We start from the raw sequence: 17,125 nt of genomic DNA, 5'->3' as shown, positions 1-17,125 counted from the left end.
CTCCGCATACTTTCCGAAGTACCGATATTCGACCGATCAGGCGACGCATTCGCAACGGCCGGGTCGAGGCTCGGAGCACGTCCGCGATCGCGCAGCAACTCGTTGCGCGATCACCCCCACAGAAAGCACAGCATGTCTCAGAACGTCACCCCTCCCCCGTCCCCGATGGCGCCGACTCCCGCCCCTCAGGCTCCCAAGCAGAAGAACATCGTCGGGCTGATCGCCCTCATCGTCGGCATCGTCGGCTTCGTCTTCGCGTGCATCCCCGGCGCGCTCATCGTCGGCTGGCTGCTGCTGCCCGTCGCTCTCATCCTCGGAATCGTCGCGCTCTGCCTGCGCGGCAAGAGCAAGTGGGCCGGGCTCGTCGGGCTCATCCTGTCGGTCGTCGGCTCGATCGTCGGCGGCATCGTGTTCTTCGCCGTGGTCGCCACAGCCTTCGATGACGCCTTCGACGACGCCTCCGGCGGCGACACCGTGATCACCGAGGAAGTCACCTCCGAGGACGAAGGCGCCTCCGACGAAGAGCCTGCCGCGACCGAGGATGACGGTGAGGCCGCGGAGAAGGGCACCCGTGAGAACCCAGTGTCGTTCGACGCCACGACTGAGAACGACGACTGGACCGTCACGCTCGCCGACTTCAACCCGGATGCGACGGCGAACGTGGAATCCGACGGTTACACGACCGAAACTGCGGGCGACGACCAGGTGTGGATCACCTTCACGCCGACCGTCACCTATCACGGGGACGACTCCGGTCTCGCCGTCGAGGTGAGCTTCGCCTATGCGGCCCCGGATGGCACGGTCATCAACACCTTCGATGCGATGGCGATGCTCGATGACGGCTTCGACAGCGCCGCGGAGCTCTACGACGGCGGAACGACAACCGGCAGGATTGCACTGCTCGTGCCCAACGATCTCGACGGCGGCCTGCTCCGGGTCACGCCGGGCATCCTCGCTGACGACGTGTTCGTCAGTTTGCCGTAGCGCCCGACCTCTGCGTGACGGCCCGGCTCCTTCGCAGGAGTCGGGCCGTCACGTTCCGAGACCCCTGCCACTGGCCGAGTTCCGACCATCCGGGCGGAGAATGTACGCGTTCCCGACGGTCGTGCTCGTTCCAAGCATGCGTCCGGCCAGGCACGACGACCGATGGCTGAACTACGCCTCCAGCCCCTTCTCGCGGCGCTTGCGGTCGATCTCGGCGCGCAGGCGCTCCTCCTTCTCCTCGCGTTCGAGGTCGGCGAGCTGCTGCTCGGTCGAGCGACGGTCCGAGGGGCTCGGGGCGGGCCTGGTGCGGTCCACGACGCGGGCGGGGAACCCGCTGGATGCCGGCTCCGCCACCGAATAGTCGCGACCGACCGCCCACCACAGCACGCTGCCGAGCAGCGGGATCAGGATGACGACGAACACCCAGGCGATCTTCGGCAGGAACTTCACCTGGGGCTCGGGGCGCCGGATGACGTCGACGAGTGTGATCACGAAGAAGACGAAGGTGACGGCAGTCAGGACGACGTACATGCCGCATATCGTATCGGCGTTCCGCCGCAGCGCGTCGCAACGGCCGCCGTCGCGCGGATAGAATGAACCCGCACACCCTGCCCGCGACATCCGGAGCTCCTCAATGCCCATCATCGTCGTCGACGTCATGCCCAAGGCCGAGCTCCTGGACCCCCAGGGAAAAGCGGTCACCGGTTCCCTCGCCCGCCTCGGGCACGGGTCGTTCCAGAACGTCCGCATCGGCAAGCGCATCGAGCTGACCGTCGAAGGCGAGGTCACCGAAGAGGTGCTGGCCGAGGCGAAGCAGGTCGCAGAGGACGTGCTCTCGAACCAGGTCATCGAGGACGTCGTCGGCATCGAGGTCGTCGAATGACCCGGATCGGCGTCATCACGTTCCCCGGTTCGCTCGACGACGGCGACGCGCGCCGCGCCATCCGCGCCGCGGGAGCCGAGCCGGTCGCGCTGTGGCACGGCTCGCACGACCTCGACGGCGTCGACGCCGTGATCCTGCCGGGCGGATTCTCGTACGGCGACTATCTGCGCGCCGGCGCGATCGCCGCACACGCGCCGATCATGGCCGAGGTGAAGGACGCCGCCGCGAAGGGCGTGCCGGTGCTCGGCATCTGCAACGGCTTCCAGATGCTCGTCGAGGCGCGCCTGCTGCCAGGCGGCCTGATCCGCAACGCGCACCAGCAGTTCATCAGGCGCGACCAGCGGCTGCGCGTCGAGAACGCGTCGACCGCGTGGACGCGCGAGTTCTCCGCCGGCGACGAGATCGTCATCCCTCTGAAGAACGCCGACGGCGGCTACACGGCAGACACCGAGACGCTGAAGCGACTCGAGGGAGACGGTCGCGTGGCGTTCCGCTATCTCGGCGTCAACCCGAACGGCTCACTGAACGACATCGCCGGCGTCGCCAACGAGGCGGGGAACGTCGTCGGCCTGATGCCGCACCCCGAACACGCCATCGAGCCCGGCTTCGGGCCAGGCACCCCCGCCGCGATGCGCTCCGGCGTGGACGGCCTGGCGTTCTTCACCAGCGCCATCCGCGCAACGCTCGCCGCGGCGTAGGGCGCGCGCCACGCGGCGCATCCGGATTCATTTGCGCCTTCCGCGGCATACGACCGGCGCAACGCCGACGAACGCACAAACGAACGATCACCCCGGCGGCGCGCGGCCGCGGCATAGGGCGCGCCCCACGCGGCGCATCCGGATTCGATTGCGCCTTCCGCGGCATACGGTCTGCGCGACACTGACGAACGCACAAACGAACGCGCACCACCGCGGCGCCCTCCAGTGACTCGCGCTCAGCGGCGGCGGGCGAACAGCGCGTGCAGGAGCGGCAGCGACGACGCGGACATCAGCACGACGGCGGGGGTGGGCTCGGTGCCGTAGAGAGCCGCGCCTCCCACCAGCAGGCCGGCGAACAGCACAGCCGACACGGTGCGCCGGAGGGCGGACTCGAGGCGCGAGAGGCGCCGTTCGACCTGTGGGGTCGACACGGCGATGTCACCGTTCTCGATCCGGCTGATGAGTGCGTCGACCCGCTTCGGCATCCGCCACAGCAACCGGGCGTTCTCGACGCCGTCAGTGAGAAGATCCCGCGCAAAGCCGGCGCTCTCGTCGCGAATGAGACGCTCCGCATACGGCTCCACCGATTCCCAGATGTTGAACTCCGCATCGAGCGCGGTGGCGACCCCCGAGGTGAGCGACGCGGCCCGGATGACCAGGAGCAGGTGCTCTGGGAGCTGGATCGGCAGGGTGCGAACGACGTCACCGAACTCCGCGGCGAAGTCTCGGTACTCGCGCGGATCGACGTCCCTCAGCTCAGCGAAGGCCATGCCGCCGAAGCGGTCGAACAGCTTCGTCAGCGCCCGTTCGAGTTCCGATGTGTCGGCCGTCGGCAGCAGCACGCCGATCTCGCGCGCCGCCTGCACGAGCCCGGCACCATCGCGCGCCGCCATGGCGATCACGAGCTGTCGCAGCCCCCGCCTGGTCGACGGGGGCACCTCGCCCATCATCCCGAAGTCGACGAACATCAACTGCCACGAGCCGTCGGCGTCCGGAACGACGAAGATGTTGCCCGGGTGCGGATCGGCGTGGAAGTAGCCGTTCGAGAACAGCTGATCGAGCATGACAGCGGCGAACACGGGTGAGACTTCCGCCGGGTCGACACCGGCCTCGCGCAGCGAGTCGACGTCGCTGATCTTGATCGCCGTCACGTCCTGCAGGGTGAGGACGCGGCGGGTGGTGCGCTCCCATCCGACCTCGGGAGCGCCCACGCGGTCATCGTCGGCGAACTCCTCGGCGAAGCGCTCGCACCCGGATGCCTCGTGCAGGTAGTCGATCTCGTCGCGGCAGACCTCGGCGAACGCGTCGACCAGTGCCGGCGCATCGACGCGCTCTGAGACCGCTCGCACCCGATTCAGCCATCCGGCCACCTTCCGGAGCGCCCTCAGGTCGGTGTCGACGATCCTGTCGATGCCGGGTCGTTGGATCTTCACCACCACGTCGGTGAAGCCGGCATCGGCTGCGTCGGCGGGCGTCAGTCGTGCGCGGTGTGCCTGCCCGAGGGATGCCGCTGCGAGCGGAGCGTCGTCGATCCACGCATACGCCCGCTCGAGCGGCATGCCCAGTTCCGATTCGGCAAGAGCGCGGATGTCGTCGAACGACTCGGCTGGCACTTCGTCCTGCAGCCCCTCGAGCTCCTTCGTCAGCTCGGGCGGAAGCACGTCCAGACGCGACGACATGAACTGTCCGACCTTGATCATCAGACCGCCGAGGCCGATCGCCATCTCTCGGAATCCGCGCGCGAAGCGCGTCATCCGGCGCGCCCGCGTCCGTTCCGTGATGCGTCCCAGACCGACCTTGGGCAACAAGATCTCGTGCCACCACTCGATCGCGAGCTGCCGTGCGGCGAAGCGCACGATGCGTCGGTATCTCGCGCGCGAATCCCGCGCGCCGCTCGGCACGCGGGCCGTGGACATCGTCACCTGATCAGTCCTCGGCGAGGATCGCGTAGACGCGCTTGCGTGCATCGGAGAGCACCGTGACGGCGCGTTCCGACTGCTCGGTGGTGCCGGTGCGCGCGATCTGGCCCACGGCGCTCGCCAGGTCGATGCCTGCCTTCGCCAGCGCGGAGATCCGTCCCCCGTCGCCGGCCGCGGCGTCGTCCCACGGCACCTCAGCGCCCTCCGCTTCCTCGCGCCCGGAGTCCGTCAGCGCGTAGACCTTGCGCCCTCCCGACTCTTCGACGCTGACGAGGCCCTCATCGGCGAACAGCTGCAGCGTCGGGTACACCGAGCCAGCGCTCGGCTTCCACGCACCGCCTGAGCGCGATTCGATCTCGCGGATGATCTGGTAGCCGTGCATCGGCTCCTCCGCGAGCAGCACGAGGACGGCGGAGCGCACGTCGCCTTTTGCCTTGCGCGGCCCGCCCATCCGGGTGTCGAAGGAGCCGCGCAGCTGCTCCATCGCCCGCCAGAGTCCGTCCGTGTGGCCTGATCCGAAGGATCCGGCCGAATGCGATCCGTGCATGATGACCTCCCGTGTGAGTGAACGATACTCAACGATATGTCGCCGACCCATCGAGCACAAGGGACCAGGACACGCAAGGACGCAGCACATGCATCGTCACGAAACGCGGCTGTCCTCTGAACTCTTCATTTCTGGCACATCTCCGATGCTGTGCACACCAGATTTGTGCCAGAGATGAAGATATACCTCGCGGAGGGGGCGCGGCGGCTACTTCACAGCGCCGGCGGTGAGGCCGCCGACGATGTACTTCTGCAGGAACAGGAACAGCAGCACCACAGGGATCGCCGCCATCACCGCTCCCGCGGAGAACGCGCTCCAGTCGGCGTAGCGCGGGTTCGACACCAGCTTGGTCAGCCCGACAGCGAGGGTCTGCACGTCGGAGTCGATCAGCACCACCGATGCCACCACGAACTCGTTCACCGAGGTGATGAAGCTCAGCAGCGCGACCACGGCGAGAATCGGCGTCACCAGTGGCAGCACGATCGTGAAGAACACGCGGGCGTGACCGGCGCCGTCGATCCTGGCGGCCTCGTCGATCGAGGTCGGAATGGTGTTGAAGAATCCGTACATCAAGTACGTGTTCACGCCGAGCGCGCCGCCCAGGTAGACCATGATCAGACCGATCCGGCTGTTCAGGCCGATCGCGGGGAACCAGTCGCCGAGTGCGCTGAGCAGCAGGAAGATCGCCACAACGGCGAGCAGCTGCGGGAACATCTGCACCACGACGATCGAGATCAGACCGATCCGGCGCCCGACGAATCGCATCCGCGAGAAGGCGTACGCGGCGAGCGCGCCGAGGAACACCGTGAGCACCGCGGTGATGCCCGAGATCAGCAGGGTGTTGCCGAACCAGTCCAGGAACGGCGCGTTCGGATCGTTCAGGATGCGCAGATAGCTGTCGAAGCCGATGGCGCTGAACAGCGCGTTCGAACCGGTCAGCGTGCCGCTCGGGTTCAGCGAGCTGGAGATCACGAACACGATCGGCAGCATCGCCACGACCAGCACTGCGATGCCGACGATGTGGCGCCATCCGGTGTCGACGATCCAGCGGCGGAACGGGCTGCGGCGCCGTGCGATGGGAGTGCTCATCAGTTCAGCTCCTCGAGCGACTTGGTGCGTCGGAAGGCGATGATCGAGATCACCGCGACGATGACGAAGATGATTATCGTGTAGGCGCTGGCCAGCCCGTAGTCACGCGTCTGCCCCGTGAAGGCCACCTTGTAGACCATCGAGATGAGGATGTCGGTGTGGCCGACGGGTATCGGCGCATCCGAATCCCTCGGCCCGCCATCGGTGAGCATGTAGACGACGTTGAAGTTGTTGAAGTTGAAGGCGAACGCCGAGATCAGCAGCGGCGCGATGCTCACCAGCAGCAGCGGCAGCTTGATCAGTCGGAACACCTGGAACGGCTTCGCGCCGTCGACGGTCGCCGCCTCCTGCAGCTCATCAGGAATCGACTGCAGCGCACCCGTGCACACCAGGAACATGTACGGGAACCCGAGCCAGATGTTGACGATCAGCACCGAGACCTTGGCCATCCACGGGTCGGTCAGCCAGGGGATCTCGGCCCCGCCGAAGATGACCTCGTTCAGGAACCCGAAGCTCTGGTTCATCATGCCGGCCCACACCAGCGCCGACAGGAACGACGGGATCGCATACGGCAGGATCAGCAGCGAGCGGTAGATGCGGCGTCCGCGCATCCTGGCGTTGTTGAAGGTGATCGCCAGGAACAGCCCGACCGCGAAGGTGGCCCCGACGGTGATCAGCGCGAACGCGAAGGTCCACAGCGTCACGTAGACGAGCGGCCCCGCGAGCCTGGTGTCGGTGACGGCCTTGACGAAGTTCTCCAGGCCCACGGCGACCTTCCACCCCGGCAGCAGTTCCTCGCCGTCGTCTGAGGTGAAGGCGCCGGTGCCGATGTCGCTGTAGACCTCACCGGAGTCGGTGTCGGTGATCGATCCGGTTGCCTCGTCGTACTCGAGCGTCGAGACGTACTGGTACGCGACGGATCCGTCCGGTGTGCGCAGGGCACCGTCGTTCGGGTCTTCGGAGAACGGCACCGAGAGGCCGGTCACCTGCTCCTGCCGCTCCAGGACGTCGGCGAACTGCAGCGTGGTCCATCCGGGGGCGGCCACCGCGGTGTCGCCGTCGAACTCCGCGCCCGGCACCGCCTGCAGCGCGTCTTCTGCCGTTCCGAGCAGCGCGTTGCCGTTCGTCGATGTGACCAGTAGGCCGAGCTCGCCGCCCGATTCCACGACGGAGACCGGATAGGCGGGCGAGTCGGGCACGCGCTCGAGCGCCGAGGCGAGCAGCGCACTGACCGCCTGCTCCTTGGAGCCGTTGTGGCCTGTGCCGTAGTTGGTGAAGCCGATGTACCCGGTGTAGAGCAGCACGAAGATCTGGAACACCGCGAGGAAGAGCACGCCAGGGGTGAGGTACTTCGCCGGCAGCCTGCGCCTCGAGAAGTAGATCCAGTTCACCAGCGTCGCCACAGCGACGACGATCGCGATCATGCCCCATTCGCCGAAGCCGACGAGCACCAGCACGGCATAGACGGCGATCGCGTCGACGATGCCGAGCAGCACCAGCTTGACGATCAGCGTGCGCACGCCGCCCGATGCCTCGTCGGCGATGCCTCGCGCGGTGCGCTGGCGACGGCGGCGCTTCGGGTCGGTTGTGACCGCCTCGGTCTCCGTATTCGGGAAGGCCATCAGTTCTCCACTCCGGATGAGCGGGTGTACGGCCTCCAGGCGAGGAGGCCGCGACCCGGGATGGGGGCGTTCGGCTCGTCGGCGCAGCGGGTGCCGACGAGCTGGGCGCGCGCTAGCCGATGGCGTCTTCGACGTCGCTGGTGAGCTTCTGCCACCGCGCCGCAGGGTCCTCACCGTTGATGATCTCGGCCTCCGCAACGCCCCAGTACTCCCAGACCGCGCCCATCTCGGGGATCGCCGGCATGGCGACCGAGTCCGCGCCGACCTCGGCGAAGCCCGCGATGATGTCGTCACTCGACGCCGTCTCGGCAGCGGCCGACAGTGCAGGAAGAACATTGCCCGCCTCGAACAGCGACAGCTGCGCCTCCTCGGCGCCGAGGTGGTTCACCAGGAAGTCGGTCGCGGCGACCTTGTTCTCCGACTCCGACGAGAGGAAGAACCCCTTCACACCAGCGAACGGCGATGCCACCTCACCCGTCGGGCTCGGCACGGGGTCGATTGCGACGTCGATGCCGGCGTCGACTGCCGCGCCCACGTTCCACGGGCCCGTCAGCCAGAACGCGGCGGTGCCATCGAGGAACGCCTGCTTGGCGATGTCGCCGTCGATGTCGGTGTTGAACACACCGGTGCCGCCCTTGCCCTGCTCACCGAGCCAGGCGGCGAACTCCTCGCCGCCTGCGTTCCCGATCTGCAGATCGGTCGAGTCGTAGCCCGCGTCGTCGGTGCCGAACACCGGTGCGCCGAACGCGGTCTGGAACGGGTACAGGTGGTACGGGTTGCCCTCCGCGCCCTGCTCGACGACGAACGGGGCATCGAGGCCCGCGTCCTGACCCTGCTGGATCATCTCATCGAAGCTCTCCGGCCGATCCGGGACGAGCTCCGCGTTGCGCAGCACCGCGATGTTCTCGACCGCATACGGGAGCATGTAGACATTGCTGTCATACGTCGCCGCCTGGATCGCGACGTCGAGGTAATCGCTGGCCGAGTCGCCCAGCTCGAGCGGCGCGACGACGCCGTTGGTCGACAGTTCGCCGAGCCAGTCATGCGCGCCCATCGCGACGTCGGGCCCCTCCCCCGTCGGCACCTGCTGGATGAAGTCGTCCTTGATGTCGGCGGTGTCCTTGCCCACCAGATCCACGGCGACGCCGGTCCTGTCCTCGTACGCGTCCGCCGCGCCCTGCAGGGCATCGACGCGCTCGGCGTCGACCCACACGGTCAGCGTCGTCGAGGTCTCTCCGTCGCCCGTGGACTGTTCGCCGCCGTCGTCGCCCGCCGCGCAGCCCGCGAGAGCGAGCGTCGATGCGACAGCGATGACCGCGATTGTGCGACCCGTCTGCTTCACCATCATTGGTGTGCTCCTTCGTCGTGACCGGCTCCTGTGCCGGAGATGAAAGCGTTTCCGTATCTGCCTCGAAGAAGGCGTGCGCGCTTTGCTTGCTCGCTCCATCCGGGACTGAGTCACCAGCATGCACACATTCGGAACGGAATGCAAACGTTTCCAATTTTCGTGATCGTCCCGTACTCTGATGCCATGACAAGCCAATGGTGGCGCTCCGCCGTGATCTATCAGATCTACCCCCGCTCCTTCGCTGACGCCTCGGGCGACGGAGTGGGCGATCTCATCGGCATCACGAATCGGCTCGATTCGCTGCGCGACCTCGGCGTCGACGTCGTCTGGCTCTCGCCGTTCATGACCTCGCCGCAGAAGGACGCGGGCTACGACGTCGCCGACTACTGCGACGTCGACCCGATCTTCGGCACGCTCGCCGACTTCGACGCGATGCTCGCCAGAGCGAAGGAGCTCGATCTGCGCGTCATCGTCGATCTGGTTCCCAACCATTCCTCCGATCAGCACCCGTGGTTCCAGGACGCGCTCGCCGCGGTTCCCGGCAGCCGAGAGCGCGCCCGCTACATGTTCCGCGACGGCCGGGGCGAGGGCGGCGAAGAACCGCCGAACAACTGGCAGTCGCTGTTCGGCGGGCCCGCGTGGACGAGGGTCACCGAAGCGGACGGCACGCAGGGCCAGTGGTACCTGCACCTGTTCGACGCGTCGCAGCCCGACTTCGACTGGTCGAACGAAGAGGTGCGCGAGGAGTTCCGCCGCATTCTGCGCTTCTGGCTCGACCGCGGCGTCGACGGCTTCCGCGTCGACGTGGCGCACGGCCTCGTCAAGCGCGATGGCCTTCCCGATTACACCCCGCCCGAGGACGGCGATTCGATGGGCGGCATCGAGCCTGCGCCGTACTTCGGTCAGGACGGCGTGCACGACGTGTACCGCGACTGGCGGAAGGTGCTGGACGAGTACGACGGCGAGCGAGCGCTGTGTGCGGAGGCATGGATGCCGACCGTCGACGAGATCGCCAAGTGGGTGCGCCCGGATGAGATGCACCAGGCCTTCAACTTCGCCTACGCGATGACGAGGTGGAACGCCGGCGACCTGCGCGAGGTCATCATCGATTCTCTGCGAGCGTTCCCGGACGTCGGCGCACCGGCGACCTGGGTGCTGTCGAACCATGACGTCATCCGGCACACCACACGTCTTGCGCTTCCCGCCGATGTGCCGCAGGGCCATGGCATCGGTCCGAAAACCCCGGATCTCCCCGACACGGCGGTCGGCCTGCACCGCGGACGCGCCGCGACGACGCTGATGCTCGCGCTGCCCGGATCCGCGTACCTCTACCAGGGCGAAGAGCTCGGCCTGCCGGAGGCGGTCGACCTTCCGGATGACGCGCGGCAGGATCCGACCTGGTTCCGGCACAACGGCGAGCGTTACGGGCGCGACGGATGCCGCGTGCCGATTCCGTGGGAGGCGGGCGTGCCGGCGTACGGGTTCAACCGGACCGGTGAGACATGGCTGCCGCAGCCGGATGACTGGGCCGAGTACGCGCGCGACCGTCAGGCGGGCGTCGAGGGATCGACGCTGGAGCTGTACCGCACGCTGCTGCGCCTGCGCCGCGAATTCGGTCTCGCCAGCGGCGAGCTGGAGTGGGCGGAAGCGGCACCGGATGACGTGGTCACGTTCCGCGTGGGCGAGGTCACGGTGATCGCCAACCTGGGCGAGCAGGCAGTGCCGCTGCCGCAGGGCGCGGACGTGCTGGTCAGCAGCGGCCCGCTCGACGGCGGCGCTCTGCCGAACGACACCGCCGTGTGGCTGCGCGGAGCGTAACAGCCCCCGCCAATTCTTCATTTCTGGCACATTTCTGGTGGGCACAGCATCGGAGATGTGCCAGAAATGAAGAGTTGTCCGGCTGCGGCGTGCAGCTAGGCGACCACGACCTGAGAGGATGCGATCGTGAACATCGCCGAGGTGGCCCTCGCGGCCGGGGTGTCGAACGCAACCGTCTCGCGGGCGCTGTCCGGCCGCGGCTCGGTCTCACCCAAGACGCGTGAACGGGTGCTGCGGGCGGCGGCCGACCTGGGCTATGTCGTCTCGCAGGCGGCATCGACCCTCGCCAGCGGCCGCAACCGCAACGTCGGTCTGGTGCTGCCGTTCCTCGACAAGTGGTTCTTCACCCAGGTGCTCGCCGGCGCTCAGGAGCGCCTGATGCGCGCAGGCTACGACGTGACGCTGTACAACCTCGCAGGCCGCGGCTTCGAACGGCGCGAGGTGTTCGAGAACTTCCTGCTGCGGCGCCGCGTCGACGCGGTGATCGCCGTGTCGCTCGAACTCACCGACGACGAGATCGAGCGCCTGCACGCACTCGACAAGCCGCTCGTCGGCGTCGGCGGCCCGATCGAGGGCGTACGCACGCTCGCGATCGACGATGTGCTCGCGGCTCGCCTGGCCACGGAGCACCTGCTGGGGCTGGGCCACACCCGCATCGCGCACATCGGCGGAGACGATGCCAGCGATGTCGACTTCCACCTGCCGACCAAGCGCCGCCAGGGCTACGAGGCGGCGCTCATCGCCGCGGGAGTGACGCCGGATCGCGCGCTGCTCGCGGCCGCGGACTTCTCCCTGCCAGACGGATACCGTGCCGCGAAGCAGCTGCTCGGCGCCCCTGCCGGGCAGCGCCCCACGGCGATCTTCGCCGCATCGGACGAGATGGCGATCGGCGCCATCCTCGCCGCGAGGGATCTCGGGCTCGTCGTGCCGCATGATCTGTCGGTCATCGGCGTCGACGACCACGATCTCGTCGAGTTCTTCGGGCTCACCACGATCGCGCAGTTCCCCTCCAGCCAAGGCGCGCTGGCCGCCGAGTCGCTGCTGGCCGAGCTCGAGCCCGAGACGCACGAGCCGATCGACACGCTGCTGCCCTTCGAGCTCATCGTGCGCTCATCGACCGCCCGTCCCAAGCCCGAGTAGACGAGCGCGGCGCCCGCCCCCGCGCACTGCGCGACAAGCTCCGCATACCCGCACACGATCATCCGGAATCGGTGCCGTCGGACGCGCGTTCCGTTGCCGAACGCGCGCCGCCCCGTTCCATCCGGCTACTCGTCGTTCACCCCGGCGCTACGCGGTGCTCATAGCGTGCTCAGGGTCAGGCCGCCAGCGCGGCGCCAGAGCCACCGGAAGACGCCATGCCCCACACGTCACGACGAGGAGCGGCACGGATCGCCGCCTTCGCGACCGCCGCAGCAGTTCTCGTTCCCGTCATCGGCTTCGCCGCCCCCGCGGCCGCGGCCGAGGCGCCTGCCGTGTTCATCTCGGAGATCGTGCCCGACAACTCCGGGTACGACGACTTCGAGTACTTCGAGGTGACGAACGCCTCGGATGCCGAGCTGTCGCTCGCCGAGGCCGGCATCACCTTCGCCTACGCGTACGACGACTCCGGCGACACCGGTACGGAGGTTCCGCTCGCCGTGGAGTACGACGTGACACTGGCCGCCGGCGAATCGGTCGCACTCTGGTTGAGCTACGAGACCAGCACGGTCGACTCGTTCGCGCATACGGTCGACGACTTCCGCGACTTCACCGGGGCGAGCGCCGACACTCAGGTCGTGCGCGTGACCGGGCAGAACGGCTTCGCCAACGGCGGCTCCCGCACCGTGCGAGTCAACGACGCATCGGGAAACCTGACCTGGTCGCACTATCCTGCAGGCTCCGCCTCCCCGGATGCCGGTGTCGACTTCCACGTGCCGGAGGCCGCAGGCGCCGCATCGGCGGTGTACCGGGAGCAGGCGCCGTACTCGCCCGGCACCGTCGAGGCGGAGCAGCTCGTTCCCGGCGAGGGCCCGGAGGACAGCGCCCCTGACGACATCGGAACGCTCGAACCGAACGCCGACGTCACGGGAGCCGAGCTTCAGATCACCGAAGTGCTGCCTGACTCGACGAACGTCGGCGGATCCGACGGCTACGAGTTCATCGAGGTGTTCAACGCCTCCGCCCGCGATGCCGACTTCGGCGAGTACGCGATCAGCTACCTGTATCCGCAGGACTACGAGACCAACACGAACGAGGCGCTCTGGCCCGCAGACCCCGCCGACGTGACGATCCCCGCGGGCGAGACGCTGGTGCTGTGGGTCAAGAACGGCCCGAACGACGACCTCACTGACACCGACTTCAACGCGCAGTTCTCCAGCGAGCTGACGCTCGGTGAGGACCTCGTCGAGATCCACGCGGCCGGCATGGCGAACGGATCGGCGCGCGGACTGGCGATCCGCACGAACACGGGCTTCGACGTCAACCGCGCGTACTACAACATGACAGACGTCGACGACACGAACCCGGATCAGGGCATCCGGTACACGCCCGCCGACGACGAGAAGCTGCAGGAACAGCTCGAGTCGTTCCCCGCCACTCCCGGGCGAGTGCAGGTGGATCAGGTGCGCGACGGGCTCATCGTGCCCGCTCCGGATGAGGCGGAGCCGGTGATCGAGGACCGCACGGCGGCCGAGATCGACCCGACTCAGGACTTCCTGCTCTCGCTCGGCGTGACCGACGACATCCGGGTCAGCACCGTCTCAGTCGAGCTGCGCAACGACGTCGACGAAGCGGTGCAGACGGTGAACCTGCTGCACGCCGGCGACGACGCCTACGAGCACACCGTCGCGGCCGCGGACCTCACGGGCAAGAGCTGGTACGAGTACACGATCACGGCCAGCGACGGCACCCACGAGGTGACCACCGAGACCCGGCGGGTGAGCGTCGCCGGTTCCGACGCCGCGCCGGTGCGGCTCAACGTCGACGACGGAGACCTCGTCGGCGGCACCGCCACCGTGTCGGCGAGCGGCGACGCCTACCCCTCGCCGCTCGACCTGACGATCGACGGCACCGCTGTCGACACCTACCCGTCGCTCGAGAGCGAGCCGCAGTTCGTGTTCGAGACCTCGCAGACCGATTTCTACTTCCGCAACGGGGTGCGCATCGGCGAGGAGGTGCTGCACATCTTCGACGAGGGCACCTACGAGCGCACCGAGACGATCGCGGTTCCGGTGCCGCTCGGGCACATCGATGAGGGCGAGCCTGTGACGGTGAGCATCTGGGCGGGGACGAAGGCCGGGCCGTGGATCGACGAGGCGGAGAACAACGACGACTTCGTGATATCGGGCATGCGCCTGGTGCTGCCAGACGGCCGCACGCTGCGCCCCGCCGGATACGACGACCCGACCGAGATCGTGGCGATGGGCGACAGCTCAGGCAAGCACGACTTCTTCGACTCGACGTTCTCGCTGCCTGATGATGCGTTCACGGCGGTCGCCAACGACTGGGACACGACGGCGGTTCCGGATGGCGCGCACGAGGTCGCGGCGAGCGACGGTCAGGACGAGGCGACGGCCGAGGCGATCGTCGACAACACCGCACCGTCGATTGCGCCATCCGTCGCCGACGGCGAGGCATACCAGGGCGAGTTCACGCTCGACGCCGAGATCACCGACGCCTCGCCGGTCGAGGCGCTGGCGTTCCTCGACGACGAGCGCATCGAGCTCGGACACAGCACCAGCTCGACCGAACTCGACGCCGGCGAGCACTCCTTCCGGGTCGTGGCGAACGACGCCGTCGGGAACTCCGCTGAGGAAGAGGTGAGGTTCCTGGTTCCGGAGGAGAAGCCGGGGTCCGACGGGTTCTCGCCGAACGACGGTGCAGAGGTCGAATCAGGCGACGTCGTGCTGCAGGCCACGCTGAGCGACCCGACGGACGACGTGCTCGACGCCTCGTTCCGCCGCGGCAGCGTGACGCGCCTGGGCGAGGACGACGTGCGCGCCGGCGGCGGCACCACCACTGACGCCGACGCACTGCTGGCCGCCGACACCGAGCTGGCCACGACGGACGGCCTGGAGCCGGTCGTCGCCGAGAACGGGCTGCCCTACCAGCTGTTCGAGGTCGACGTGCCAGAGCTCGACGATCCGGATGCCGCCGCTCGCGTGACGTGGCAGGGGTCGGCCGACGCCGACTCGCAGGTGATCCTCTACGCGCTGCGCGCGGACGGCGAGGAGTGGGTCGAGCTCGACCGGTTCCGCACCACAGGGGACGGCGAAGAGTTCTCGCTGTCCGGGTCGGCCTCGCTGGCCGAGCACGCCGTCGACGGCACGATCACGGCGCTCGTGCAGCACTCGGAGGGCTTCGCCGGCGAGGACCTCTCGACCCGTGAGACCGAGGTGGCTCCCGCCCATCCGGATGACACTCCGCGCTCTGAGTACGACTTCTCTATCGCGTGGGAGTCGGACACGCAGTACTACAACGAGGAGTTCTACGACCACCAGGTCGCGATCCACGACTACGTGCTCGACCAGCGCGAAGAGCAGAACATCCAGTATCTGATCCACACGGGCGACATCGTCGATGACTACGACCAGCCCTATCAGTGGGACAACGCCGACCCCGAGTACCAGCGGCTCGACGACGCCGGCCTGCCGTACGGCGTGCTGGCAGGCAACCACGACGTGGGCAGCGGCGCCAGCGACTACTCGAAGTACGGGGAGTTCTTCGGCGAGGACCGCTACGCGGGCAACCCCTGGTACGGCGAGAGCTTCGAGAACAACCGCGGTCACTACGACCTGTTCACCGCGGGCGGCATCGACTTCATCACCGTGTACATGGGGTGGGACCCGCAGCAGAACGCGATCGACTGGATGAACGACGTGCTCGCCCGCTACCCCGAGCGCGTCGCGATCGTGAACCTGCACGAGTTCATGCTGACCACGGGCGGCCTCGGCCCGGTGCCCCAGCAGATCATGGACGAGGTCGTGGCGACGAACCCGAACGTGAAGATGGTCTTCTCCGGCCACTACCACGACGCCTTCACCAGGGTCGACGAGTTCGACGACGACGGCGACGGCACGCCCGAGCGCACCGTGCACTCGATGCTGTTCGACTACCAGTGCCTGCCTGAGGGCGGCCAGGGCTTCCTGCGCATGCTGCAGTTCGACAACGACGGCGAGCGGATGCGGGTGCGCACGTACTCGCCGTCGCTCGGGCAGTACAACTCCGAGGACGAGTCGCTGCTCGGCACCGATGACGATCCGTACGCGTACCAGGACTTCGTCGTCTCCTACGCCGACCTGGGCATCACACCGAGCGACAAACAGCTCGAGACGGCATCGTTCACCGCGGAGGTGCTGGAGTCAGCCGAGATCGGTGCGGACAGCGGCGTGGCGGCTGGCGACGTCGCGACCGCGGTGTGGTCGCTGCAGGAGCCGGGCGACTACGGCTGGTACGTGCACACCAGTGACGAGCACGGCGGCGTCGACGACTCAGCCGTGCAGACCTTCGCGCTCGTCGAGGCCGACGAACCGGATGAGCCGCAGAGGCCGGAGCTCGCAATCGGCGCCGAGCGGGTGGCCGCGGGAGAATCGGTGCGCGTGAGTGTGACGGGCTTCCCCGCAGGCGCGGAGATCGACTTCGCGCTGGTCTCGCCCGACGGCGCCGAAACGCGGGCGATGGTCGCCGCGGCCTTCGCGGCGAACGCTCCCCTCGGTGTGCTGACTGCTGATGCGGACGGCCGGGCCACGGGCGGGCTGACGATCCCCGCAGGCACGTCACCCGGCGCCTACATGCTGCAGGCCGCGTCCGGCGATGTCAGCGCAGAGGCGGCGATCGAGGTGGTCGCAGCCGACGACTCGGACGGCACCGGTGACGGCGACGGGACGGGTGACGACGGCGGGACCGACGACTCCGGCGACGGGGGCGGCACAGGCGACGGAGACGGCTCTGGCGACTCTGGCGACGGCAGCGCTGACGGAGACGGCACCGGCACGGACGGCGCCGACGACGGTTCCGGCCCCGCGGCATCCGGAGACTCCCTCCCCGCCACAGGAAACGCGATCGCCGTCGGGGCGCTCAGCCTCGCGGGTGTGGCCCTGCTCGCACTCGGCGCGTGGTTCGTCGCGCGACAGCGTCGGCTGAGTTAGCCTCACCGCGCACAACGCAACAGATTGCGCGTTCCCGCACACGATCATCCGGAATCGGTGTTGCGGAACGCGCGGTCTGTTGCCGAACGCGC

General features: G+C 68.1%; 12 protein-coding genes. 6 read left to right on the top strand and 6 right to left on the bottom strand.

What is annotated here, in order from left to right; genetic code table 11:
* Positions 1-132 precede the first annotated feature (132 nt).
* Positions 133-984 (top strand): DUF308 domain-containing protein, encoded by an 852-nt coding sequence (locus tag CIK77_RS12235; protein WP_087054092.1) that lies wholly within the window; start codon positions 133-135, stop codon positions 982-984.
* A gap of 171 nt (positions 985-1,155) precedes the next feature.
* Here the strand turns inward: CIK77_RS12235 and CIK77_RS12230 are convergent, their stop codons facing one another.
* Entirely contained in the window at positions 1,156-1,515 is a 360-nt protein-coding gene (locus CIK77_RS12230) for a PLD nuclease N-terminal domain-containing protein (protein WP_087054091.1), read from the bottom strand.
* Positions 1,516-1,618: 103 nt separating this feature from the next.
* Here CIK77_RS12230 and purS point away from each other — a divergent pair, with 103 nt between their 5' ends.
* Both purS and purQ read left to right on the top strand, forming a co-directional pair.
* Positions 1,619-1,867, top strand: a complete 249-nt coding sequence (gene purS, locus CIK77_RS12225) for a phosphoribosylformylglycinamidine synthase subunit PurS (RefSeq protein ID WP_087054090.1) — start codon at positions 1,619-1,621, stop codon at positions 1,865-1,867.
* Positions 1,864-2,565 (top strand): phosphoribosylformylglycinamidine synthase subunit PurQ, encoded by a 702-nt coding sequence (purQ, locus tag CIK77_RS12220; RefSeq protein WP_087054089.1) that lies wholly within the window; start codon positions 1,864-1,866, stop codon positions 2,563-2,565. The genes purS and purQ overlap by 4 nt, the downstream gene beginning before the upstream one ends.
* A 236-nt stretch (positions 2,566-2,801) precedes the next feature.
* Here purQ and CIK77_RS12215 read toward each other — a convergent pair whose 3' ends face one another.
* The 5 genes from CIK77_RS12215 to CIK77_RS12195 form a co-directional block, all read right to left on the bottom strand.
* Positions 2,802-4,481 (bottom strand): ABC1 kinase family protein, encoded by a 1,680-nt coding sequence (locus CIK77_RS12215; protein WP_170934079.1) that lies wholly within the window; start codon positions 4,479-4,481, stop codon positions 2,802-2,804.
* A 10-nt stretch (positions 4,482-4,491) separates the two neighbouring features.
* Entirely contained in the window at positions 4,492-5,031 is a 540-nt protein-coding gene (locus CIK77_RS12210) for a PadR family transcriptional regulator (RefSeq protein ID WP_087054087.1), read from the bottom strand.
* 207 nt (positions 5,032-5,238) lie between these two features.
* Positions 5,239-6,120, bottom strand: a complete 882-nt coding sequence (locus CIK77_RS12205; RefSeq protein WP_087054086.1) for a sugar ABC transporter permease — start codon at positions 6,118-6,120, stop codon at positions 5,239-5,241.
* Positions 6,120-7,742 (bottom strand): ABC transporter permease subunit, encoded by a 1,623-nt coding sequence (locus CIK77_RS12200; protein WP_087054085.1) that lies wholly within the window; start codon positions 7,740-7,742, stop codon positions 6,120-6,122. Before CIK77_RS12200 ends, CIK77_RS12205 begins: the two co-directional genes overlap by 1 nt.
* Positions 7,743-7,854: 112 nt before the next feature.
* Positions 7,855-9,090 (bottom strand): sugar ABC transporter substrate-binding protein, encoded by a 1,236-nt coding sequence (locus CIK77_RS12195; RefSeq protein WP_087054084.1) that lies wholly within the window; start codon positions 9,088-9,090, stop codon positions 7,855-7,857.
* Positions 9,091-9,228: 138 nt separating this feature from the next.
* Here CIK77_RS12195 and CIK77_RS12190 point away from each other — a divergent pair, with 138 nt between their 5' ends.
* The 3 genes from CIK77_RS12190 (at position 9,229) to CIK77_RS12180 (ending at position 17,033) form a co-directional block, all read left to right on the top strand.
* Positions 9,229-10,908, top strand: a complete 1,680-nt coding sequence (locus CIK77_RS12190) for a glycoside hydrolase family 13 protein (protein ID WP_212647442.1) — start codon at positions 9,229-9,231, stop codon at positions 10,906-10,908.
* A 123-nt stretch (positions 10,909-11,031) separates the two neighbouring features.
* Positions 11,032-12,048 carry a LacI family DNA-binding transcriptional regulator gene (locus CIK77_RS12185; protein WP_087054083.1) on the top strand — a complete coding sequence of 339 codons (1,017 nt, stop codon included), beginning with the start codon at positions 11,032-11,034 and terminating at the stop codon, positions 12,046-12,048.
* Positions 12,049-12,263: 215 nt separating this feature from the next.
* On the top strand, positions 12,264-17,033 hold the full coding sequence (locus tag CIK77_RS12180; RefSeq protein WP_087054082.1) for a metallophosphoesterase: 4,770 nt from the start codon (positions 12,264-12,266) through the stop codon (positions 17,031-17,033).
* Positions 17,034-17,125: the final 92 nt, after the last annotated feature.

This window comes from Microbacterium sp. JB110 (assembly GCF_003335195.1).
In the GTDB taxonomy this organism is placed as follows: Bacteria; Actinomycetota; Actinomycetes; order Actinomycetales; family Microbacteriaceae; genus Microbacterium.
The sequence above is the reverse complement of the archived record's forward strand: the minus strand, read 5'-3'. Positions and strand labels throughout refer to the sequence as shown.